Origin of the sequence: Shewanella oneidensis MR-1 (assembly GCF_000146165.2) — a bacterium.
Lineage (GTDB): Bacteria > Pseudomonadota > Gammaproteobacteria > Enterobacterales > Shewanellaceae > Shewanella > Shewanella oneidensis.
The window spans coordinates 1,432,727-1,455,062 of the sequence record NC_004347.2 but is presented as its reverse complement, the minus strand read 5'-3'; the positions used below and the strand labels follow the sequence as shown (position 1 = coordinate 1,455,062).

20 protein-coding genes and 1 pseudogene are annotated in these 22,336 nt (G+C 46.1%); 12 read left to right on the top strand and 9 right to left on the bottom strand.

From position 1 onward, the window contains the following. Window positions 1-167: 167 nt before the first annotated feature. The 5 genes and pseudogenes from SO_RS06495 (at window position 168) to SO_RS06475 (ending at window position 3,950) form a co-directional block, all read left to right on the top strand. A pseudogene (locus SO_RS06495) lies at window positions 168-659 on the top strand (hotdog fold domain-containing protein). A 133-nt stretch (window positions 660-792) separates the two neighbouring features. Beyond that, window positions 793-1,230 (top strand): nucleoside deaminase, encoded by a 438-nt coding sequence (locus SO_RS06490; RefSeq protein WP_011071603.1) that lies wholly within the window; start codon window positions 793-795, stop codon window positions 1,228-1,230. Continuing rightward, on the top strand, window positions 1,220-2,410 hold the full coding sequence (locus tag SO_RS06485) for a DUF418 domain-containing protein (protein ID WP_238560553.1): 1,191 nt from the start codon (window positions 1,220-1,222) through the stop codon (window positions 2,408-2,410). Before SO_RS06490 ends, SO_RS06485 begins: the two co-directional genes overlap by 11 nt. A 20-nt stretch (window positions 2,411-2,430) precedes the next feature. Next, a complete protein-coding gene (locus SO_RS06480; protein WP_011071601.1) occupies window positions 2,431-2,952 on the top strand; it encodes a DUF1294 domain-containing protein in 522 nt (173 codons plus the stop codon). A gap of 41 nt (window positions 2,953-2,993) precedes the next feature. Continuing rightward, window positions 2,994-3,950 carry an IS1595-like element ISSod11 family transposase gene (locus SO_RS06475; protein WP_011071113.1) on the top strand — a complete coding sequence of 319 codons (957 nt, stop codon included), beginning with the start codon at window positions 2,994-2,996 and terminating at the stop codon, window positions 3,948-3,950. A 46-nt stretch (window positions 3,951-3,996) separates the two neighbouring features. On the opposite strand, the gene SO_RS06470 is transcribed toward SO_RS06475, so the two are convergent. Further along, a complete protein-coding gene (locus SO_RS06470; RefSeq protein WP_011071600.1) occupies window positions 3,997-4,611 on the bottom strand; it encodes a TetR/AcrR family transcriptional regulator in 615 nt (204 codons plus the stop codon). Window positions 4,612-4,888: 277 nt separating this feature from the next. Between SO_RS06470 and SO_RS06465 the strand changes: the two genes are divergently transcribed. Then, complete coding sequence (locus SO_RS06465; protein ID WP_011071599.1) at window positions 4,889-5,368, top strand: HPP family protein; 480 nt, start codon at window positions 4,889-4,891, stop codon at window positions 5,366-5,368. 80 nt (window positions 5,369-5,448) lie between these two features. Here SO_RS06465 and SO_RS06460 read toward each other — a convergent pair whose 3' ends face one another. After that, complete coding sequence (locus tag SO_RS06460; protein ID WP_011071598.1) at window positions 5,449-6,780, bottom strand: short-chain fatty acid transporter; 1,332 nt, start codon at window positions 6,778-6,780, stop codon at window positions 5,449-5,451. Between the two features lie 221 nt (window positions 6,781-7,001). Between SO_RS06460 and SO_RS06455 the strand changes: the two genes are divergently transcribed. After that, the gene (locus SO_RS06455; protein ID WP_011071597.1) at window positions 7,002-7,472 is read left to right on the top strand and encodes a BamJ family beta-barrel-assembly machinery protein; all 471 of its coding nucleotides are present in this window, start codon (window positions 7,002-7,004) and stop codon (window positions 7,470-7,472) included. Window positions 7,473-7,532: 60 nt separating this feature from the next. Here SO_RS06455 and SO_RS06450 read toward each other — a convergent pair whose 3' ends face one another. After that, window positions 7,533-8,327: an ROK family protein gene (locus tag SO_RS06450; protein ID WP_011071596.1), complete on the bottom strand. Its 795-nt coding sequence runs from the start codon at window positions 8,325-8,327 to the stop codon at window positions 7,533-7,535. A 360-nt stretch (window positions 8,328-8,687) separates the two neighbouring features. Here SO_RS06450 and SO_RS06445 point away from each other — a divergent pair, with 360 nt between their 5' ends. Further along, the gene (locus SO_RS06445; protein ID WP_011071595.1) at window positions 8,688-10,493 is read left to right on the top strand and encodes an aminopeptidase P family protein; all 1,806 of its coding nucleotides are present in this window, start codon (window positions 8,688-8,690) and stop codon (window positions 10,491-10,493) included. Window positions 10,494-10,569: 76 nt separating this feature from the next. On the opposite strand, the gene SO_RS06440 is transcribed toward SO_RS06445, so the two are convergent. Beyond that, window positions 10,570-11,817: an HD-GYP domain-containing protein gene (locus SO_RS06440; protein WP_011071594.1), complete on the bottom strand. Its 1,248-nt coding sequence runs from the start codon at window positions 11,815-11,817 to the stop codon at window positions 10,570-10,572. Window positions 11,818-12,315: 498 nt separating this feature from the next. On the opposite strand from SO_RS06440, the gene SO_RS06435 reads away from it, so the two are divergent. Continuing rightward, window positions 12,316-13,878 (top strand): methyl-accepting chemotaxis protein, encoded by a 1,563-nt coding sequence (locus SO_RS06435; RefSeq protein WP_011071593.1) that lies wholly within the window; start codon window positions 12,316-12,318, stop codon window positions 13,876-13,878. A 314-nt stretch (window positions 13,879-14,192) separates the two neighbouring features. After that, window positions 14,193-15,494: a DEAD/DEAH box helicase gene (locus SO_RS06430; RefSeq protein ID WP_011071592.1), complete on the top strand. Its 1,302-nt coding sequence runs from the start codon at window positions 14,193-14,195 to the stop codon at window positions 15,492-15,494. A 183-nt stretch (window positions 15,495-15,677) separates the two neighbouring features. Here SO_RS06430 and SO_RS06425 read toward each other — a convergent pair whose 3' ends face one another. Next, window positions 15,678-16,604: a hypothetical protein gene (locus SO_RS06425; RefSeq protein ID WP_011071591.1), complete on the bottom strand. Its 927-nt coding sequence runs from the start codon at window positions 16,602-16,604 to the stop codon at window positions 15,678-15,680. A 347-nt stretch (window positions 16,605-16,951) separates the two neighbouring features. On the opposite strand from SO_RS06425, the gene SO_RS06420 reads away from it, so the two are divergent. Together SO_RS06420 and SO_RS06415 are read left to right on the top strand one after the other, a co-directional pair. Beyond that, window positions 16,952-17,599: a peroxiredoxin-like family protein gene (locus SO_RS06420; RefSeq protein ID WP_011071590.1), complete on the top strand. Its 648-nt coding sequence runs from the start codon at window positions 16,952-16,954 to the stop codon at window positions 17,597-17,599. Between the two features lie 131 nt (window positions 17,600-17,730). Further along, window positions 17,731-18,366: a DUF2913 family protein gene (locus SO_RS06415; protein ID WP_011071589.1), complete on the top strand. Its 636-nt coding sequence runs from the start codon at window positions 17,731-17,733 to the stop codon at window positions 18,364-18,366. 159 nt (window positions 18,367-18,525) lie between these two features. Here the strand turns inward: SO_RS06415 and SO_RS06410 are convergent, their stop codons facing one another. From SO_RS06410 to SO_RS06395, 4 genes are all read right to left on the bottom strand, one after another. Further along, on the bottom strand, window positions 18,526-18,834 hold the full coding sequence (locus SO_RS06410; protein WP_011071588.1) for a ribbon-helix-helix domain-containing protein: 309 nt from the start codon (window positions 18,832-18,834) through the stop codon (window positions 18,526-18,528). A gap of 100 nt (window positions 18,835-18,934) precedes the next feature. Beyond that, window positions 18,935-19,495, bottom strand: coding sequence for a DJ-1/PfpI family protein (locus SO_RS06405; RefSeq protein ID WP_011071587.1), 561 nt, complete (start codon window positions 19,493-19,495; stop codon window positions 18,935-18,937). A gap of 155 nt (window positions 19,496-19,650) precedes the next feature. Then, on the bottom strand, window positions 19,651-21,429 hold the full coding sequence (locus SO_RS06400; protein ID WP_011071586.1) for a flotillin family protein: 1,779 nt from the start codon (window positions 21,427-21,429) through the stop codon (window positions 19,651-19,653). 32 nt (window positions 21,430-21,461) lie between these two features. Further along, window positions 21,462-22,097 (bottom strand): YqiJ family protein, encoded by a 636-nt coding sequence (locus tag SO_RS06395; RefSeq protein WP_011071585.1) that lies wholly within the window; start codon window positions 22,095-22,097, stop codon window positions 21,462-21,464. Between the last annotated feature and the right edge of the window lie 239 nt (window positions 22,098-22,336).

Here is a 22,336-nt window from a genome sequence, read left to right as displayed (position 1 = left end):
TAGCGTAAAAACCGCGAAATGAAGTTTGCTTAATCCAGTCGACTGGCAATGATTGTTATCTCAATGTTACACTCATCCGACCAGAAAAGATAAGCCAGCCATAAGACCTCACATCATCGCTGGCCTAAGATTATCGCCCTAAGTTTGCACTCCGATGAAGGATAAACATGAGTACCCATACAGAAACTCGCATCAAGCCAAATAAAGTCCTTGCGCTTTACCACAAGACCCAAGGATTACCCTTTGGCCAGAAAATCTTCTCAATGATGGTGTCACGCATGGCGCCTTATTTTGGCAGCATCAAACCATTGATTACTGAATTACAGCTTAACCGCTGCGCCTGCCTGATAAAAAAACGTCATGCCGTTCATAATCATATAAAAACCGTGCATGTGATCGCGATTTGTAATGGTCTCGAAATGGCGATGGGCGTGATGGCCGAAGCCTCGATACCAGCCCATTTACGTTGGATCCCTAAGGGCATGAGTGTGGATTAAACCGCCAAAGCGGGCAGCGACATTTTATGTGTTGCCGAAGTCACGCCCGAGCAATGGACCCTCGGCGATATGCTAGTTCCCGTGACCGCCTATGACACCCAAGGCGTCGTGGTCGTGAAGGGACATATCAAATTGTGGATTTCAGAAAAGCCGCAAAAATAAGTTAACGCCAGCGATCCAAGATTAATCGTCAAGCAGCCAAGGTTAATCGTTAAGCAAGATAGCAACTTAAGTTGTCTTGCCCAAACCTTACGCACTGCTATGCTAAGCCAAACAACCTACATTGGGGTGCAAGATGGATGAATTTTTACAGGCCGCCATTGATGAAGCCAAACAAGGATTAGCCGAAGGGGGTATTCCCATTGGCTCGGTATTGGTGATTGACGGTAAAATTATCGCTCGTGGCCACAATAAGCGCGTTCAACAAGGCAGCGCTGTGCTCCATGCAGAAATGGATTGCCTTGAAAACGCTGGCAGATTAACCGCCGCCGATTATCAAAAGGCCACGCTCTATTCAACCCTCTCCCCCTGCGATATGTGTAGCGGTGCCATTTTGCTCTACGGCATCCCCAAAGTGGTGGTGGGTGAAAATGTCACCTTCCAAGGCCCTGAAGCCTATGTCCAGTCCCGCGGCGTTGATGTGACTGTGGTCGATAATCCCGAGTGTAAACAACTGATGCGCGATTTTATCGCCGCCAAGCCCCAACTGTGGAATGAAGATATTGGCGAATAACCAACCCGTTTGTAACGCCCCCCATCAGCCCATCCCAAGTACCCGCAATGCTAACCTCGATGCGATTCGAGGCTTAGCCGTCTTGGGGATATTTTTTATGAATATCTACTTTATGGGCATTAGTTTTTATGGCTATGCGCCTCACCAAATTCCCTTGCTCTGGGATCAGATCCTCCAAACCTTTAGCAATTTTTTTATTGAAGGCCGCTTTATTAGCTTGTTTTCAATGCTGTTTGGTGTGGGACTTTACATCCAGTATCAGAAATTTACTGCCAAGGGCTTGGCCGCTTATCCCCTGCTGCGCTCACGTTTGAAATGGTTAATTATCTTTGGCTTAATCCACGGTATTCTCATTTGGTCGGGTGATATTTTACTGACCTATGGGATCAGTGGTTTTTTAGCACTCTGTTACCGCGATATCACCATTGCTGAACAAAAACGTAAGGCGAATATTTTTATTTTCATGTCCTTAGTGATTACCTGCTTGCTCGCCCTCAGCGGTAGTGACGAACTCTTTACCCGCGAATCCGCGTTTTTTGCCGAGCAATACAGTGCTTGGACATCAAGCTACCCTAATCAACTGCTACTGCATTTAATTCAAGTGGGCTATACGGCGTTGGCGCTCCCTTTTACCTTAATGTGGTTTACGGCAGGCTTAATGTTGCTGGGCATGGCACTTTATCGACAGGGCATCTTTGAACAGGGATTTAACCGTAATACCTTACTCAAACTCGCTTTAGCCAGCTTAGTGTTATCCACCATGGATACCCTGTTAGGTTTAACCCAGAATCCCATGCTGGTGATGTTTTCAGACATTATTGTCATGCTGAGTGCCATTCCAATGGCGCTGATTTATATCCATATCCTCGTTAGCATCTGCCAAAATCGCTCGACCGTGCTAAAACCACTGCAAAATGTGGGCAAACTCGCCTTTAGCCTTTATATTCTGCAATCCATCGTTGGCGTGTTAGTGTTTAGACACTTAGCTCCCGAATTGCTATTGAGCTTAGATAGATGGGGATACATGGCCATAGCGCTGGTTTATTCAGTAGTGCAATTACTGTTGGCCAGCCTGTATTTACGCTATTTCAAGCAAGGGCCATTGGAAAAACTTTGGCGCCACCTCGCGTTTAAAAAATACGCGGCATCACTAGAACGCCAGCAAGCTTCAAAATACTGACACGAGATTGATACCAAATAATGACGTACAAAAAAACTGCCAAAACGGGCAACAGTGCTTCACCTCAAACAAATCGTTCTCAAAAGAATCGACCACAAAACCATCGCGCTCAGAACAGTCGCACTCAGAACCATCGCACCCAAAGTAGACGCACTCAAAAATCCAATTCAGCCGCTCCAGACTCAAGCATCATGCCGCTGTTATTGGTGGTGATTTTTATTGCTGGCTTAATCGGCGCGGCCCAGCAACATATGTTGCCCTACGGTATTGCAGGCATGTACCTCACACTGAGCCTGCTGACCTTTATCGCCTACGCTATCGATAAATCCGCCGCAAAACGCGGTAAATGGCGCACTAAAGAAAGCACTTTGCATCTGCTCGCCCTCATGGGCGGTTGGCCCGGCGCCCTGTTTGCCCAAAACCTGTTAAGGCACAAGTCCGTTAAAGCCTCATTTAGAAACGTCTTCTGGCTCACCGTTGTCGCTAACTTAGCCGTACTGGGTTATGGCATAAAAACTGGCGCTGTAGATATGTTTATCTAAAAGGGCTATCCATTTAGCGCCACCAGTGTCAATATGTAGTAATGAAAACTTCATCGTATTTATTAAAAGCTGGCGTCGATTACCCTACAAATTGGGACGAATTTGTTGATTGGTTTCATGATGAACAATCTTGCACTAGCTACCTTTACGCACTTCGTTGGCCAAACGGATTCATTTGCCCAAGCTGTTCGAGCCATCAATCACCTTATCAGTTAAGTAATGGCAAGTTAAAATGTCATGCTTGCCGTTTTCAGTGTTCAGTAACATCAAGTACACTTTTTGACAAAACAAGAACCCCCATGAAAAGTTGGTTTGCAGCTGTCTGGTTTATTACAAATCAAAAGAATGGGGTCAGCGCTCTTGGAGTCCAAAGGCTATTAGGTCTTGGGAGTTATCAAACTGCTTGGTCTTTAATGCACAAGTTAAGATATGCCATGGTTGACCCTGAAAGAGATAAACTGTCCGGCATCGTAGAGGTTGACGAAACATTAATAGGTGGGGTCATTCCAAAATCATCTATTAAAAATCAACAGGGTAAGCGTAAAGCTATAGTTTTGGTGGCTGTTGAGCTGCTATCACCCTCTGGATTTGGGCGGATACGTTTAAGGCAAGTAGAAAGTGCAACTAAAGAACATATCCATCAATTCATTCAAGATGTAATAGAGCCTGGTAGCACAATTTGTAGTGATGGTTCTCAAGCATACAAGCAAATAGACAAAAAAGGATATAAGCATAATCGGATGGTGCATTTAGGTTCATCTGTACCTGCACATGAAACAATGGCTGGGGTGCATCGAGTCTCATCATTATGTAAAAGATGGCTTTTAGGTACGTATCAAGGTGCGGTAAAGGCTAAGCAACTTGATTATTATTTAGATGAATTTACATTTCGCTTCAACAGAAGAAAGTCAGATTCTCGGGGATTATTATTCTACAGGTTGCTTGAGCAAGCAGTGCGTTCTAAGCCGATAACGTACCAATCAATTAAAAATCGATAACCACAATATATAGTGGTTGGTCGTGCTAAGTGGATAGCCCTTTTATCTAAACAGCACAAGTCGCAGCATCGAGTAACTGCTCAACCACTGCCAGTGCCAACAGTGCTGACTGAGTTTCACCCTTCAATTGTGCCGAAACTATCGCGCCCTCTTTAAGTAAACCTATCGCAGCTACGAGATATTGGGTCTTAGCTTCTGGCAAGCCCAATGCCGACACTTGCCGCTCAATTAAACTCGCCACTCGCTGTTTATGCAGAGCACAGAGTTGGTGCACCGGATGACTCGGCTCAGTAAATTCGGCGCTGACATTGATAAAAAAACAGCCGCGAAATTCGCACAGCTGTGGCACCCTTTGATTAAACCAATCATCGAGCGCCCTAAATAACCCACGAATGCCCTCTCGTCCCGCTGGCGATGCGTTCACTCGTTCGCTAAGCCATTGATAAAAAGTCTCGTCGCGATAACGAACCACAGCTTTGACTAACTCATCTTTACTGACAAAATGGTGGTACAGGGTCTTCTTGGCAATCGCCGATTCTTGCAGGATCTGATTAATCCCGACTCCATGAACACTTTGAAAATAAAATAGTTTAAAGGCGGTCGTGACCAATTGCTGCCGTTTATCCGATGGCGTACCTGCCTGACTCTCAGTGCCCTGCATCAACTCATTCCTCTTCTTTGGTAAACATTCGTTAGCAAATCTTAGCTAACAAATATGAGTCCTATCTTCTCACAAGTAGACAAATCAGTCTACTCGTGAGAAGATTCACAGATACAGACAAATCTGTCTACTTCGGTAACTAAATTAAGTTAATAGTGAAATCACGAGTGAACACGGAACACCACAGCATGTTAGCGGCGATGGTTTGCTGAGCATTCACGTCCACAATTCATTATCAAAATAAGGGCTTAACACCAGCCATAAATGGGAGGAAACGATGCAAAGAATCAATCCACAGAATCTAAAGATGGCCTTGCTCGCAGGGTGTGGAGCCATGTTGTGTATCAGTAGTTTAGCCGCGCTTGAACAGCTAACACCGCAAACCATTTGGTTAATGGCTCCCTTTGGCGCCACTATGGTGTTGCTGTTTGCCTTACCAGAAAGTCCACTCGCTCAACCGAGAAACATTCTCTGCGGCCACTTACTCACGAGTCTGGTAGGACTGATAATTTTAAATACTTTGGGAGTATCCCCGCTAACCTTAGGGCTTGCGGTCGGATTAGGCATAGCGGTGATGATGCTAACCCATACAGTACATCCACCCGCGGGAGCAAATCCTCTGGTTGTTATGCTCACGGCGCAGCACTGGGATTTTCTGTATATGCCCGTCGCCAGTGGTGTTGCGCTCATTCTCGCTTTTGGTTGGCTGTATCACAACTTACTTTGCAGCCGCCAATACCCACAAAAGTGGTTTTAATCATTCATCGCCAATAAAAAAGGGCAATTTTAAATTGCCCTTTTATTCTCAAAAATACAAAATCTGCTATCGGTTTATCTTTAAAACCAGCTCAACGCGATACTGATAATCACACCTGTGATAATCAACTGCATTAAACAAAATCCCATAATATCCCGCGCCTTTAATCCGGCAATGGCCAGCACAGGCAGTGCCCAGAAAGGCTGAATAAGATTCGTCCACGCATCACCCCATGCTACAGCCATGGCAACACGTGCCACATCGGCGCCCAAGGCTTCGGCAGCAGGCAACATAATCGGGGCCTGCACCGCCCATTGTCCGCCGCCCGAAGGCACAAAAATATTCACGATGCCTGCGCTGATAAAACTCCAAAATGGCAGGCTTTCAGCGCTGGCAATGGCCACGAATCCTTCGGAGATGCTTTGGGCTAATCCCGATTGCATCATCACCGCCATAATGCCAGCGTAGAAAGGAAACTGAATCACAATACCCGCGCCGCCTTTAATCGCTTCGTTAAGGCTAAGCAGTAAACTGCGTGGCGTTTGATGCAGCACAATCGCGAGGAACAAAAACAAAAAGTTAACTAAATTAAGGTTTAAGCTGCCGCCTTGCACCGCAAAATAATAACCTAAGTACACCAGCCCTGCGCCGCCTACACTCCAGCCCAGTAAACGGCTGTTTTCTAATTTATCCGCGGGACGCATCATCGCGTTTGGCGCATGCCCTGTGTTGCTCTCTTCACTGCTCACATCTTCAAGCGCCTTAGGGTCGATATAGATGCTGTCTTTGTCTTCTGGCAACATAAAGCGGTTTACCAGCGGCATCACCACAAATAAAATCAACACTAACAGCAAGTTAAAACTGGCAAAAATGGTATCACTGGTAGGAATAATGCCAATCTGTGCTTCTGCAAAGTGCCCAGCAGTGGCAATGGTTAACGGAATCGAACCCGCCAAGCCACCGTGCCAAACCACAAAACCCGAGTACGCACTGGCAACCAACAAACGGTAGTCCACTCGTAACTTGCGGGCTAACGCTTTGGCAAATAACGCGCCGACCACCAAACCAAAGCCCCAGTTAATCCAACTGGCAGCCAGAGAAACCAACGTCACTAAGATAATCGCCTGCGGCGCAGACTTAGCGAATCCAGCAATCGCATCAAGCAATTTTTTAATCGGTGGCGAGCTGGCGAGCATAAATCCCGCCACCAGCACTAATAGCATCTGCATTGAAAAACTCAGCAGTGCCCAAAAACCATCGCCCCAGTAGCTGATGACGTCCAGGGGTGTTTTTTGCTCGGCCACCACGGCCGAGATCATCACGACTAACGTGAGGAGTAAGACAAAGATATAGGGATCGGGTAAATAACGGTCGACCAGCTTGACCAGAGGTTTTGCTGCTTTGGTTAACATAGGACTGTCCTTATTTATTCTTTTTATCTGTTTTTATTGAGTTTTTGTAGAGTCTAATGTCACAGCTTAAGCGATCTCTAAAGCGGGATAAAGCCTTTGGGTGCTTTTAAAGCGTGAGAAAATGTAACGCGAATCATCCACTGCTACGTACGTGATCATAGCTAGCCTCGCACGCTAAAAAACTGATAACATGGCCAAAATTGACTGAGGTGCTCCTTAAAATGAAAATGTTACTTGCCGTTGTTGTGATTGCTGGGGTGATTTTTTACTTCTTTACCACGATGAACAACCAAAAAGCAGCGCAGGAAAATATCCGTTTAGGTAATGAATTTTTAGCGCAAAACAAAACCAAAGAAGGTGTGGTTACCACAGCTTCAGGTTTGCAATATCAAGTGTTAAATCAAGGCTCTGGCACTATTCATCCTAAGGCGAGCGATACCGTAACTGTGCATTACCATGGCACCTTGATCGACGGCACCATATTCGATAGTTCCGTTGAACGCGGTGACCCCATTGCCTTCCCGCTCAATCGGGTGATTAAAGGTTGGACCGAAGGGGTGCAATTGATGGTTGAAGGCGACAAGTATCGCTTCTTTATTCCCAGCGATCTTGCCTACGGCAATCGCAGCACGGGTAAAATTGGCGGCGGCTCAGTGCTGATTTTTGATGTGGAACTGTTGAAGATTAATTAATTTTGCATTAAAAACAAAGCCCTGCATTGCAGGGCTTTCGTTTATTTCCATCTCTACTTTTTACAAATCAGCCTTATCCGAAAAATCCCTTGCCAAGATCACTGATAAACCACGGCAAACCAAGGTTTCCATATCATCGACGCGATTAATCTTCATTTCGGCTAATGGCGCACTCAAGGCCATGCGTCTTAAACTATCCAGACACCCTTTATAGTAGGGCGCACTGTTCATCATGCCGCCTGCTAACCAGATCCGATTGGGATTAAAGAGATTTACTGCCCACGCCAATCCCATACCGAGATAGGTGCCAGAACGGTATAAATCATCGGCAGTGGAAATCTTACGACTACGGATAGAATCACCACTGGCGAGCTGCTCTAAACTAAACTCACCCGACTCAGTCATCACCCGGCAATGCCCTAATTCACCTGCGACCCCAGTTGCACCAGTAAATGCTTTGCCGTTAAACGCAATCGACATACCGATACCGGTGCCACACATGACTAACAACTCACAGGCATATTTTTCGTCACAGGTTGCCTGCATTCCCGCGTCAATATCATTGCAGATAAACTTAAGTTGACCTTGGGTTTTCAAGGTATCAAAACTCAGTCCATTCAGACCAGGCAAGGATTTACAGGATACCAAACGATTCTGTTGTACAAGTCCTGGTACAGCGATCGCTAAATGGTAATGCTGTAAATCATAATCCCGTTCTAGTGCCGCGATTTGATTATTTAAGTCTTCTATTTTAAAGCCTTCACCCGTGGGGATTTTATATTGTTCTGTATGCCCCTTGAGTTGAAGTTCGAACAGGGCTTTGCTACCGCCCACGTCTATTGTTAATGTTTGCATCGCCAACTCCACTGATACATGTGCTCCCCTCTGACCCCGAGCGGAGATGGCGAATGTTAGCATAATGGGCCAATATTGGCGATTGAATAAAAGTTAAGTATCTAATTTGTAAGAATTAGTAACAACTTTTGAGTGATAAAGCTAACAGTTCAATTTAATTGTTTGCGAAAGATCACAGCCATTTTGCTCACAAAATGTCGGCTAAAACACAAAATTGTATACAAAATCCTTTATTCCATATCTTGCATCTTAGTTGCTGAGCTTGCGATAATCGCCGTCAATTTGCATCCTTTTTGCCAGCATTACCCATGATAATTTGGCAGCCTACCTGTGTAGCCCATGCCATCATTTGGAGCCCCTATGTCGTTACCATCGTCGTCACACAATAAGATTGCCAACCGTCTTGCCGCTATTCGTAGTGAGCTAGCAAACGCCAACCTAGATGCCTTTATCATCCCCCGCGCTGATGAATATTTAGGGGAATATGTGCCAGAACACAACGAGCGTCTTTACTGGGCGACGGATTTTACGGGTTCGGCGGGCATGGCGATTGTCCTAAAAGACAAAGCCGCCATTTTTACCGATGGTCGTTATACGGTACAAGTGCGTTTACAGGTCGATGCCAACCTCTTTAGCTATGAAAGCCTGACCGACACACCGCAAATCGAATGGCTATGCGACACGTTACCCGCAGGTGCACGCGTTGGATTTGATGCCCGTTTACACACTTTAGCCTGGTTTGAAAACGCCAAAGCCACACTTGCCAAAGCACAAATAGAGTTAGTGGCCGTAGAGCAAAATCCTATTGATAAGCACTGGCAAAATCGACCTGCACCGTCGAGCGCAGCTATCACCTTATTTAGTGACGACAGTGCGGGCAAAACCAGCTTGCAAAAGCGTACCGAGATTGGTGCCTTAGTCAAAAAAGCGGGCGCCGATGTCGCGCTGATCACCGCATTAGATTCTTTCTGCTGGCTGCTCAATATCCGTGGCAATGATGTACCTCGCCTCCCTGTCGTGCTCGGCTGCGCCCTGCTCCATGCCAATGGTGATATGCAACTGTTTACCGATTTAAGCAAACTCCCTGAAGGCATTGAAGAGCATGTAGGAACAGGAGTGAGCTTTAACAGCGAAGCTGCCCTTGCCGATACCTTGGCAAGTTTGCAGGGCGTGAAACTGCTGGCCGATCCCAACTCTGCTAACGCTTGGGCGCAAAATCTCGCCCGCGATGCTGGCGCCAAATTGATTGCCGGTATCGACCCAGTCTCTCTGCCTAAAGCCCAAAAAAATGCCGCCGAATTAGCAGGTATGCGTGCCAGCCACATCCGTGATGGTGTTGCGGTCAGTCGTTTTCTTGCATGGCTCGATGCCGAAGTCGCGGCTAATCGTCTGCACGATGAAGCCACTCTTGCGGACAAGTTAGAAAGTTTCCGCCTCGAAGATCCCAAGTATCGCGAGCCAAGCTTCGACACCATCTCCGCCGCTGGCGCCAATGCGGCCATGTGTCACTATAACCATAACAATGGCACGCCCGCGATGATGACGATGAACAGCATCTACTTAGTGGATTCTGGTGCTCAGTATATTGATGGCACCACGGACGTCACCCGCACCATCGCCATTGGCGAAGTGAGTGATGAACAGAAAAAGATGGTGACACTGGTACTTAAAGGCCATATCGCCTTGGACCAAGCCCGCTATCCTAAAGGCACGACAGGGCAACAGCTCGATGCCTTTGCACGCCAATATCTGTGGCAACATGGATTTGATTACGACCACGGTACAGGCCATGGCGTCGGCCATTTCCTAAGTGTGCATGAAGGTCCACAGCGCATTGGTAAAAATCTTAATGCCATCGCCTTAATACCTGGCATGGTGTTATCCAACGAACCCGGTTATTACCGCGCCGACTGCTTTGGCATTCGCTTAGAAAACCTAGTGGTGGTGCAGCATTGTGAAGCATTAAAGGACGCCGAACGTGAAATGTATGAATTTGATGCCTTAACACTGATCCCAATGGATGCACGCCTTATCGATAAGAGCTTGTTAACCCAAGGCGAAATCGACTGGTTTAATGCTTACCATCAGAAAGTGTTTAATACCCTGTCGCCTTTAATGTCTGGCACTGAACTTGAGTGGCTCACACAGGCGACAAAAGCTATTTAATCACTCATCGTTAAAAACCCAAACCACATAAGCCCAAGACAATCAGTCTTGGGTTTATTGTTTTAGCGTATTGAGGTTACAACGTTTTAGGTTGTGCCACCGTTAACTGAGGATCATCATGTAACGACGCTTTTGACAACACCTCAAACTCAGTATGAATTTGCATAAAACAATCGACTAAGGCTGGGTCAAAATGTTTCGCACGCCCCTCAAGGATCAAGGCGAGTGCTTCTTCATGGCTAAAGGGTCGCTTGTAACAGCGTGGTGACGTTAACGCATCATACACATCAACAAGTGCGACTATCCTTGCCGACAATGGGATATTTTCTTCTTTTAATCCGAGTGGATAACCACTTCCATCCCATTTCTCATGGTGGCCAGAAGCAATGTCCCTCCCCATCGTAATAAACGTACATCGGGGAGCATATTCTAATAAACTGGCTAGCACCTGCCCACCGATCACGGGGTGTGCTTTTATTTGTTCGAACTCTTCGGGTGTTAATCGACCTGGCTTTAGCAAAATCGCATCGGCAATGCCCACTTTGCCGATATCATGCAAAATTGCCGAGAGACTAATGTCTTGAATAAAATCTTCGTCTAACTCTGGTGGTGGATTTTCGGCCAACATACGCTGGGCCGCTAACATTTTAGAGTATTGCCGCATCCTTAATAAATGCGCCCCAGTTTCATTATCACGATACTCGGCAAGCTTTGCTAAGCCGAGCACGGTCGCTTGCCGAGAGGCCAACGTTGAATAAAGAGAAGAGCTTAACTTACCGAGCAGATAAGCCACGGTTAAGGTAACCATCGCATTGGTCACTAAAAAATTGATTGCGACCACAGCCCAAATACCAAGGTGATAACCTTCAGTGACAGGCCACATCAGCCACTCCAGATGATAAGCCACACCAATCAAAATTAAGCTTATCCCATTAATTACTTGGGCATAGATACTCGCCTTAGCACCTAAAAAAATGCTACTGAGTGGAGGAAAAATAAATAACCAGAAAAACCCAGCCCCAGACGGTCCTATCGCAATAAGAAACCCAACGCCAATGGCGTAGGTAAGCACGCATCCACAGCCAAAACGCATCCGATCTGAAAAATGCGTGTACAACAGCAATAACATTAAAAACAGATACGCGATGGTATCAAAAATCACCATGCCCCATAAATTGGCAACAATACAAAGGTAAACACTGGTGATGTACACAGGCACACAGAGAATGGCAAGAAACCAAAATAACCGCTTAAAAATCAATCTGCGCCAATGGGAAAGACCGGATGTATAACGGGTAAATTCTCTCGGCTCTGCTCTAGCCATAAAAATCCTTTTGCAATCCAATACTACCTTGTAAATGGTCTAAAGCCCTTAATCGTCTTACCTTTAGAACTCTCGAGCTTATCTATCTGAAAACATTTTTGTCTTGCGCAAGCCCAATAAAAACCATGTAAACCCATATGACTTAGCAATACTCCCAATGTGTTAAAAAGCTTAGTAAAAAATTTTAGGGCGCGTTGTGAATCTAGCGTTATTTTTCCTGAAAAAAATCGCTAACACTAAAGTAGATATCACACTAAATTTGGCAATAGACAGGATAAACACTCGTTTAAACCATAATAAAAAAACTAATATTTTTAAAAAGTTAGAAAAATAAAAATGCATTACTTTTCTTATGGGTAACGCTAAAAACCGCTCTCCAACACCCACACAAAAATGATACCATTGTCACATAACTAGCCGGCACCAATGAGAGTCGGCGCAAGCTTTACCATTACATTTACCCTAATTCATAGCATCGGCCCTGAATGGACACACTAAATGAGCCTGAGTAACCCTAGCCGCAGTAAAATTACCCACAGCAATGCACAGGAAATCCGCCTAACGCCTCAAGATGAATTAATTTCCACAACCAATACTCGCGGGATTATTACCTATGTTAACCAACGCTTTGCAGAAGTCTCAGGCTACAGTGCTGACGAATTAATTGGGCATCCCCACAACAAAGTACGCCACCCCGATATGCCCAGCGCCGCCTTTAAAGAGATGTGGGAAAAGCTAAAATCGGGCCAATCTTGGCGTGGTATAGTTAAAAATCGCTGTAAAAATGGCGATTTTTATTGGGTCGATGCCTTTGTGTCTCCTATCTTTGAGAATGGTACTATCGTTGGTTACCAGTCGGTGCGTCTGCAGCCACAGGCGGCCTATGTATCTAAAGCCACGGCGATTTACCGCCGGTTATTACACAACAAACCTATCCCCAAACCACTAAGTTTGATGCAAAAACGTGCTGTATCAGCCGTTGTCGCCTCGACAGGATTACTGATTGCGGGTTACTTTTGGGGTTGGGGTGTGATTATTGCAGGCGCGATTTTAATGGGCCTTAACTTAGCCATCTTCTACGATGAGGCCTTTCGTATTCCGGCAAAATTAATTGATATGCAAACAAAATACGACTCGATTAGTCGCTATATCTATGCTGGAGCCGATACCTCATCGATTCTCGATTTTCAATTAATCTTATTACAAGCCAAGATGAATGGCGTACTTGGCCGCACTCAAGATCAAGCCAATCAATTGCATGCGATAGCCGATCAACTTGTGGTCACCACAGAACAAACCTATGCCAGCCTAGATCAAGAGAAAAACCAGCTCGAGCAACTGGCAAGTGCAATGGAAGAAATGAGTTCGACGATTACCGAAGTCGCTCAAAACACCCAACGAACCTCCACCAGCATTAATACCGCCTATGAACTCTGCCTAAAGAGCAGCGCGAATATGAAGGCTAATACCCAAAAGGTCGAACAGCTGGCTAAATCCGTCGCCGATGCCGCTAATAATGCCAATCTGCTTAATCAAGAAGCTGAACGAGTTGCCAGTGCCATGGGTGAGATCGATTCTATTGCCGAGCAAACTAACCTGCTTGCCCTCAATGCCGCCATTGAAGCCGCTAGGGCGGGTGAACAAGGACGAGGCTTTGCGGTGGTGGCCGATGAAGTGCGCGCCCTATCGAGCCGCACTCAATTATCAACCAACAGTATTTCGCAGAGTGTCGATAAGATGTTCAGCATGTTAAATGCGTGGGCAAAGGAAATGGAGCAAAGCCGCCAACATGCAGAGCGGTGCGCTAACGACATTCAAACCTCCGCCGAAAACGTTAACACTATTTACCAAGAAGTCAGCGAGATCCACACCTTTGCTCAGCAAAATGCGGTGGCCGCCGATCAGCAGCGCCAAGTGGTGCATGAAATCACCAACAATATCCATTTCATCACCCAAAGTAGCAGTGAAAACCTCGCGGCAACGCATCAGATTGGCGATGCCGCTAATCATTTAAAACACAACGCAGAAAAGGCACTTGGCCTACGCCGAGCCTTTGGCTAACGGTAATGCCGCGCTATTGTCGACAAACAATGGCGCGGTATCCTTTATCCAAGCCAATCCACGCCTTAATTAATCCTCTGATTATCAGCAAAACAGCAGCAATATCGGCATAAACCGCCAAAGGGTTAAAAAGTACAGGTTTTAACCGAAAATTTTGCTATACTCCGCGCCCGCCATTTTTCTGACCGTTAAGCGTTAGAAAGGCACAAACAAGTGCGTTAACGTTCCCCCATGACAGGAGACTTTACGGTAAAAGTATCTGTAATAGGGTGAGGCGCTTGAATGATTGAATTAGTGAATGACAGGAATCCAAAATGAGATTTGAATCTTTTAGTTTTTGCCCCGAGATTTTACGCGCTATCTCAGATTGCGGTTATCAAAAAATGACACCGATTCAGCAGCAAGCGATCCCCGCCATCCGCCGCGGCCAAGATGTGCTCGCCAGCGCGCAAACTGGCACGGGTAAAACCGCCGCCTTCGCACTGCCGATACTGCAAAAAATGGTTGAAAACCCAAGCGAGACCTTAAAATCTAATACCCGGGTACTCATCCTCACCCCAACACGCGAACTGGCCGCCCAAGTAGCGGAAAACGTTGAAGCCTACAGCAAGTATTTAAATTTCAGCGTATTAACGATTTACGGCGGCGTAAAGGTTGAGACTCAAGCCCAAAAGTTAAAACGCGGCGCCGATATTATTGTCGCGACCCCAGGCCGTTTACTCGAACACCTCACCGCCTGTAACTTAAGTCTGTCTAGCGTTGACTTTTTAGTCCTCGATGAAGCCGATCGCATGCTGGATATGGGCTTTAGTGCCGACATCCAAAAAATCCTCCAAGCGGTCAATAAGAAGCGTCAAAACCTACTGTTTTCGGCCACCTTCTCCAGCGCAGTGAAAAAACTGGCCAATGAGATGATGATCAAACCCCAAGTGATCAGCGCCGATAAACAAAACACCACCGCCGATACTGTAAGCCAAGTGGTTTATCCGGTAGAGCAGCGTCGTAAACGCGAGCTGTTATCTGAGTTGATTGGTAAAAAGAACTGGCAACAAGTGTTGGTCTTTACCGCGACCCGCGATGCGGCGGATACTCTGGTTAAAGAATTAAACTTAGACGGTATTCCCTCTGAAGTGGTACACGGTGAAAAGGCCCAAGGTAGCCGTCGCCGTGCGCTGCGTGAGTTTGTGTCCGGTAAAGTGCGCGTATTAGTCGCGACCGAAGTGGCCGCCCGCGGTTTAGACATTCCCAGTCTTGAGTATGTGGTGAACTTCGACTTACCCTTCCTTGCCGAAGATTATGTTCACCGTATCGGCCGTACAGGTCGAGCAGGTAAAAGTGGCGTGGCAATCTCATTTGTAAGCCGTGAAGAAGAACGCACCCTTGCGGATATTGAAAAACTCATCGGCCAAAAAATTCGCCGCATTACCGTACCTGGATATGAGGTCGGTAGCCGTGACTTGCTGTTAAAGCAGCTACAAACCCGCCGCAGTTTCGCTAAGAAACAACAGCGACAGGACAATGTTAGCGAGCAAATGATTGCCGAGAAAAGCATGCAGGGCCGCCGCGTTAAAATGAAAGTTGGCCAAGCACCAAGCAAAGCGAAAAAGCTAAAATAAACACATGACATAGGCGATACCGCTTCGCCTATCAGTCTCGCTATAAAAGCAAAAAGCGTCCCAAGGGACGCTTTTTTATTGAGCCGAATTCATGAGCTACAAGCCATAGGCTATATGAGCGACTCTCTCAAAGATGGCTTATCTCAGTCCAACCTCTAAACGGACTAAATCAGCAGGCCTCATTTACTCAATACTTAGCCCACGGAACTGAGGATGATCACTTATTCGTAAAACACCAAATAATTGCTTAAGCCTTTGTTCATCAATGGGATTTTCTCCGCACCAGCCCGCAAGTGGTAAGATAATGTCAGAGCGGATACTGCCGGGATATTTGATATTGCAGATCGCTTCAAATGGCGTAAATGCTTCATAAAGCGGCGCAACATAGGAATTTGGCATGATGCCAAGCTCTGCTAACACCATCAGTTGGCCACGGAAACTATACTTATTAAATTTGGGGATAATCTTGGCTTTCTTCACTCTTTGCTCGAGTTTTCCGGGTGTTTCATCTAAAGGAGCCTGACGGATAGCTTCAATTAAAGCACTGAAGATGACCACATCCTCAGCGCTTGGTTTACAAGGCGATAGTGTACAAAACTCTTGTAATTCTATGAGGTTGTGCGCCCACCGCTCGTTCCACACACTGCCAGTGTAACAGGAAAAGATTTCTTGCCCTTGCTCAATCCAGTTAACGCGCTTGATGGAACACACAGGACAAATGTCACTATCGGTTGCCATCGAATGTTCTGGTAGCGCCTTCGCAAACAGATAGCTGAGTATTGGCTGTCGACCGCGGGGGAAGCTTGAAAAACCACATAAATAGGCCGCCAGTAAATTTTCGAGAGAAAGATTCGGCTGCTTTAGAATCGCTTTATAGCCGAGCACCACATCATCATGACTCAGGTTAACCCTGTCGTTGACCGGATAGCCACTCTGTTCAATCAATGCGATTTCGGCGGCAGAGAGGCCTTGATAGGAGTAGAAATAAGTTCCCGTATCGACATCAAACACATCGCCATTATCGATTCTTTGTTGATAACCATGCTCGTCTTTTCGGTACACCTTTTTAGCATAGACTTTCTTTAATGCGTTAAATAATCCCTTATCCATTAACAGCTTTCCTATTGAAAAAATTACCAAACATCACTTCAGCCTTTCAAGGCAGTGGCAATACTATCACTTTCGCATTCAGCGCCCCACCATCGCGCAGTTAATTAGCTCACTCAATTAGCCCACGTTATCGGCTCACACCATTGACTCATATGAGACTCAAAACGAGCTCGTGGGTGATGAGTAACATTGCTTTAAAAACACAACGAAATCTAGATACACACTGCAATAAATTGCAGCATTCGCCGTTCTTATAGCTGTCATTCCCATTCACGACCCAACAAGCGTGCAAACCAAAGCCAATCGCTTGAATTAATAGAATAACCCATAACAAAGAGAGATTACTTATGCTGTCCCTACTACAGCGCTTTTTACTGACCATCAGCCTACTACTCGGCAGTTTTAGCACGCTCGCTCAAACTATCGCTAAAGATGAATATTCGGTTAGCCCACTACTCAATGGCGAGCAAATCCCAGCAATCACGTTGCAAGACATGAATGGCCAAAATGTTGATTTAGTTAAATTAACGGCACAAAAACCAACGATTTTCTTCTTTTACCGTGGCGGCTGGTGCCCGTTTTGCAATAACCAAATGGGACAATTAAAGGCGATCGAGCCAAAACTCATTGAAATGGGCTTTCAGTTAGTAGGAATTTCTCCAGATACGCCCGCGCAGCTTAAGGCGTCTTCGGCCAAAAATGAGCTGAAATACTTATTACTTTCAGATGAAAAAATGCTTGCATCACAAGCCTTTGGACTCGCGTTTTACACCAGCAAACAAGTCACCGAATCCTATACCAATCGTTTACAACTGGAGAATCCTCTTTGGACAACGCCCGAAGGCGATAAAGGATTAGTGCTGCCAGTGCCCGCTATTTATATTGCTGATAAAAAAGGATTAATTCACTTTCAGTACATAAACCCTAACTACAAGGTTAGACCCGCGCCTAAGTTGATTCTCACCGCAGCAAGTTTAGTCGGCTCGCCAGAATAAACCGCAAGATGGCATTGCAGTTGGTAAGAATCGTTATCGATTTAGCGGCTGCTTTGCTAAACTACTTCCGCCGCAATGAACATCGCCCAAGTTTAATCAGATCAATCCCTTTAGCCTGCGGCGGAGCCACAATGAATTCTCAAACCTATAATCAAGCCATACTCGAACTCGCGCTAGCAGGGCTTGCCGATTTAACCACTTCAGCTCAAGCCAAAAAAGCCCAACGCACCCCCGCTCAGGAAAGCCATTTTTTATGCAACTGGATGGTTGAAGCCCTAAAAGAAAAACGCTTTTCAAAATTGGTTGCCGAGGATCTGACCGCGTGGATCCGTATGGCCCGTAGCCAAGGGGCTGGCGCCGAACTTAAGCGGTTATTGGAGAGAATCGTTTATCAATATCAAACTGTTGAGAATTCGCCACTCGAATTAGGCTCAGCCTTAAATGCCATGATTGCCGAGTTAACTGAGCGCGAGTGGTTAGTGTTTACCGATACCGAAATTAACACAAAACTGAAGTTAGATGGCGATGGTCAATCTAGTTTAGTCATTGATGTAAAAGAATTTACCCAGCATATTCAAGATAAGCAGCTCATCAAACCCATCAACTTATATGTCCGTGCCGATGAGCAGTTATTGGCGAAAATCGCCCTTTCCCATGGATTGCTTGTTAGCCAAGGCAATAAGAAAACGAGCCTTATCAAACACCATAAAACCTATCGAATTTATCCTCACAATCAGCAACCGGCCTTGTGCCTACTCTTGGTTTAATTGCTTATAAAGCTGGTTGAAGAGTAAGGCGGCGCTACCAACTATTTTGAGAATAACCGGGCAAGATGTAGCGCTTTAACCACGTAGCTCGCTCACCTAAGCGATTGTAGAGCTTAAAGCTTGGCGAGCTAAGCGTATTTGCAAATCATGGAGTTAGCTTTACGATGATTTAGCATTTACAACCATCTTAGGTTTAAGCACCAAGCGCTGGCCTTGATTAAGATGGGTTGTGCAGGCAACCCGCAGTAAAGAGGCAAAATTGGCCACCTCTCCTTGGCGCGCTAACACCTCGCGGTAAATTCGAGTTAAAAACACCGCCACACTGAGTTCTGCGTCCTCGGCAATCTCTTCAATAATCTGCCAAAAAATCGCCTCGAGGCGCACGCTCGTCACCACACCATCGATACGAATAGAGCGGGTTTTAAGCTCAAACAGTTCAGGTTCAGCACCGGAATAAATTTCACACACAATATGACTCCCCTAGCAAGCTATTGCGCTCAACTTAAGTGTTAAACCACTTAAGCCCGACCCGAACTGTTATGCCATAAATTACACGGGATGAGTATTTTTAATTCAATAACTTGTTAAACTGCGCCAACCATGCGGGATGCGCAGGCCATGCGGGCGCGGTAACTAATTTGCCATCGGTAATCGCCGCCGTGACTTCAATATCACAATATTCGGCGCCAGCTTGTTTCACTTCAGGTGCACAAGCAGGATAAGCTGATACTTTTTTACCGCGAACCACATCGGCCGCCGTCAGTAACTGTGCTCCATGGCAAATAGCCGCAATCGGTTTATCCTGCGCCGAAAAATCTGCAACAAGGGCAATCACGGCAGGATTTAGGCGTAAATACTCAGGCGCCCTACCACCGGGAAGCAGCAGTGCATCAAAATCACTCGCGTTAGCGCCTGCAAAATTGCCATTAAGCGCAAACAAGTGGCCCGGTTTTTCGGTATAGGTTTGATCGCCTTCAAAGTCATGGATCGCAGTTTTAATGGTTTGTCCCGCCACTTTATCTGGGCAAACGACAGTGACACTGTGTCCCACCATTTGTAAGGCTTGAAACGGCACCATTAACTCATAATCTTCAACAAAATCACCGGCGATGATCAAAATATTGGCCATGAAAAACTCCTTTTACTCAGTAAGGGGAAACGCTACAGCGGATTTCACTCTACTCCGGCCATTAAATTTAGGGTAACAGTGGAATACTACACAGCAGCATGACGGTTTATGGCACAAAAAAAAGCGCCCGAAGGCGCTTTAGTGATGAACCACTCTTAATTACTTATCTTTGGCTCAATCACGGCCTGTTGCTGACGATAACCATTCAGCCCTGTGTTGGCCGATTTCACCACATTTAAGGCTTCGGTCGTCAACGCATTATTGCCATTGAGCAGATCGTTCAAAGTGCCAGAATCCGCCTGAACTAAGCCTAATTCACGTAGCATGGCATCGACAACTGGCGCATTGGCGCGATAGTTTAAGGCTGCGCTAGTCACTTGTTCAGCGATACCACCTTGGTTGATGGCTGTGCCATCACCACCTGCGGCAAATTGATGACCAGCACCATAACCTTGAAGAATTTTAATACCTTCAATGTTTTCTAACGGCTTAACAGCTTGGGCGACAATTTCTGGCAAGGCTTTTAAGATCGCAAGGGATTTTTGCAGGGCGATTTGCTCATCACGCAGCACGTTTTCGGCTTCATAAAGAGCTTGTTTACCTGCCGCTTCAACGGCATAAACTTTTTCATCCGCCTCGGCTTGCAGTTTTTTCGCATCGGCACTGGCGCGCGCTTCAATCAAAATCGCACTCGATCTGTCTTCCGCCGCACGTTTCTCAGCTTCAGCTTGCACTGTCACGCCGACGGCATCGCGCTCAGCTTCCTTACGGGCATCGATCACTTCAATTTCTTTACGACGATTAGCTTCCGCCACTTGGCGAGCTGTAATTACCGCCTCTTCTTTTTCAACCTTCAGTTTTTCCGCTTCGGCAGCGCGGGCGCGGGCGGCAGATTCTTCTTCCGATTTGGCAGCTACCGCGATGCGTTTTTCCTGCTCGGCAACTTCAATATCACGTTGCTGCTGAATGCGTGATTGCTCAATTGACTTATGCTTTTCAATCTCGCGGGTTTCAATATCTTTGGTCTTTTCGATTTCTGCGGTTTCAATGGCGCGCTCTTTGGCAATTTCGGCTTCGCGCTCTTCACGGGCCTTGTTTTCTTTCTGCTTAATGATTTCCGCTTTTTGATCGGCGCGTTTAAATTCGAGTGACTGCTGCTGGATAAGGCGCGCTTCTTCCTCTGCCTTTTCAATCTCCAGCGACTCTTTTTCAGCCTCTAAGTTGCGCTGCTCAATCTTAATGCGGTTTTCCTGCTGAATATCGTTGGTTTCTTTACGTTTTTCTTCGATGATTTTGGCTAGACGAGCACGACCCTCGGCATCGAATGCGTTGTTTTCATTAAAAAACTGTAAATCAGTTTGATCGAAACCCGTTAATGAAACCGATTCGAGTTCGAGCCCGTTTTTCTCAAGATCGTTGGCGACGTTATTCTGTACCCGCTGCACAAAATCGGCACGCTGCTCATGCATTTCTGTCATGGTCATTTCAGCCGCAACCGCACGCAACACGTCAACAAACTTAGATTCCATCAGCTTTTTCAGCTCTTCCACTCGTGTAGTGCGGGTACCTAAGGTTTGTGCTGCCATTGAGATACCATCGGCATTGGGTGCGACACGCAGATAGAAGTCAGCTTTAACATCGACACGCATTCTATCTTTAGTGATCAGCGCATCTTTTTGGGTTTTCTCCACTTCAATTCGCAGGGTATTCATGTTCACTGCGATGGTTTCATGCAGCACAGGCAGGACTATCGCGCCGCCGTCTTTAATAATTTTTTCGCCGCCAAAACCAGTACGCACAAAGGCCATTTCCTTGGTCGCACGTTTGTATAATTTGGCAAAAATCAGACCGATCACTATCAGGCCAATCAACACCATTCCAGCAATCAACAACACAAAATAGCTTGAACTGGAGACTTCGTTTAACACATCCATTTGCTTTCCTTTTTCGTTATGGCTTTCGATATTTAATTATCAAAGCGAGTCGCAGACCAGACTCTTCCCTCTCTTTTAAGCAGCACCACTTGAGTACCACTGGCAAACTCGATACCTGAGGTTTCAGGCTCGACTAATACATAATGTTTTTGTTGATGTTTATCGCGAACAACCGCCTCTGAAGGCATGCCTTTAATGGCGCAACCTAAAGTGATAGTGCCGACATAACCGCTTAAGTCATCAAGGGAGATAGCGGTAGATTCATTTTTTGGGAGAAGATCTGCCAGCATTCGCCCCAGATATCGACAAGACAATGCACTGCCTACTACGGCGATAGGTAAGGTAAATAGTTGCGGCAGCAAGGTAGCCGATACCATTAAGCTAATGTAATTAACGAGATAGCCGGCAATGGCAAAACTGGTTAGTGCTAGCACAAACCAGATAAGTAGTGGCAAACGATTGAGACAAAGCCAGCCAGCAATCCCTGTGAGTCCAGAGCCACCGATGTCAGCATCGTACTCCACATCAGCGGGCACCCACTGATCTAAGGCACTCATCATGCTCAAGCCGATGAGGAGGGCTAAGGCTTCAAAGACACCAAGAACAAGCACGCAGGCAAAGGCAATAGTATAAGGTAGGTTAGGCTGTTCAACTAAAAACGCCCACATAATCATCTCCTTGAACAATACAGCATTCCATTTATTTCACTGTAATTATCAACTTACGTGGGACAGCATAGCAAGGCAAGCCTGGTTTCCAAACAAAAATTTATCCTAAAACGGACTTTGACAAAATCCTTGCTGCGCCATAATGGCGCGAGCCATTACTGGCTAATGACGTACACGTCCTCCCTTTAAGGGTTTTAGTGTGCTGTGCTTTTGGCTGCATGATATTATCATGCTGTTAT

Excerpts from the sequence above, each read along its gene's own strand:
- SO_RS06490 (WP_011071603.1), top strand. The coding sequence starts at position 793 with ATGGATGAATTTTTACAGGCCGCCATTGATGAAGCCAAACAAGGATTA.
- SO_RS06480 (WP_011071601.1), top strand. The coding sequence starts at position 2,431 with ATGACGTACAAAAAAACTGCCAAAACGGGCAACAGTGCTTCACCTCAA.
- SO_RS06475 (WP_011071113.1), top strand. The coding sequence starts at position 2,994 with ATGAAAACTTCATCGTATTTATTAAAAGCTGGCGTCGATTACCCTACA.
- SO_RS06470 (WP_011071600.1), bottom strand. The coding sequence starts at position 4,611 with ATGCAGGGCACTGAGAGTCAGGCAGGTACGCCATCGGATAAACGGCAG.
- SO_RS06465 (WP_011071599.1), top strand. The coding sequence starts at position 4,889 with ATGCAAAGAATCAATCCACAGAATCTAAAGATGGCCTTGCTCGCAGGG.
- SO_RS06460 (WP_011071598.1), bottom strand. The coding sequence starts at position 6,780 with ATGTTAACCAAAGCAGCAAAACCTCTGGTCAAGCTGGTCGACCGTTAT.
- SO_RS06455 (WP_011071597.1), top strand. The coding sequence starts at position 7,002 with ATGAAAATGTTACTTGCCGTTGTTGTGATTGCTGGGGTGATTTTTTAC.
- SO_RS06450 (WP_011071596.1), bottom strand. The coding sequence starts at position 8,327 with ATGCAAACATTAACAATAGACGTGGGCGGTAGCAAAGCCCTGTTCGAA.
- SO_RS06445 (WP_011071595.1), top strand. The coding sequence starts at position 8,688 with ATGTCGTTACCATCGTCGTCACACAATAAGATTGCCAACCGTCTTGCC.
- SO_RS06440 (WP_011071594.1), bottom strand. The coding sequence starts at position 11,817 with ATGGCTAGAGCAGAGCCGAGAGAATTTACCCGTTATACATCCGGTCTT.
- SO_RS06435 (WP_011071593.1), top strand. The coding sequence starts at position 12,316 with ATGAGCCTGAGTAACCCTAGCCGCAGTAAAATTACCCACAGCAATGCA.
- SO_RS06430 (WP_011071592.1), top strand. The coding sequence starts at position 14,193 with ATGAGATTTGAATCTTTTAGTTTTTGCCCCGAGATTTTACGCGCTATC.
- SO_RS06425 (WP_011071591.1), bottom strand. The coding sequence starts at position 16,604 with ATGGATAAGGGATTATTTAACGCATTAAAGAAAGTCTATGCTAAAAAG.
- SO_RS06420 (WP_011071590.1), top strand. The coding sequence starts at position 16,952 with ATGCTGTCCCTACTACAGCGCTTTTTACTGACCATCAGCCTACTACTC.
- SO_RS06415 (WP_011071589.1), top strand. The coding sequence starts at position 17,731 with ATGAATTCTCAAACCTATAATCAAGCCATACTCGAACTCGCGCTAGCA.
- SO_RS06405 (WP_011071587.1), bottom strand. The coding sequence starts at position 19,495 with ATGGCCAATATTTTGATCATCGCCGGTGATTTTGTTGAAGATTATGAG.
- SO_RS06400 (WP_011071586.1), bottom strand. The coding sequence starts at position 21,429 with ATGGATGTGTTAAACGAAGTCTCCAGTTCAAGCTATTTTGTGTTGTTG.
- SO_RS06395 (WP_011071585.1), bottom strand. The coding sequence starts at position 22,097 with ATGTGGGCGTTTTTAGTTGAACAGCCTAACCTACCTTATACTATTGCC.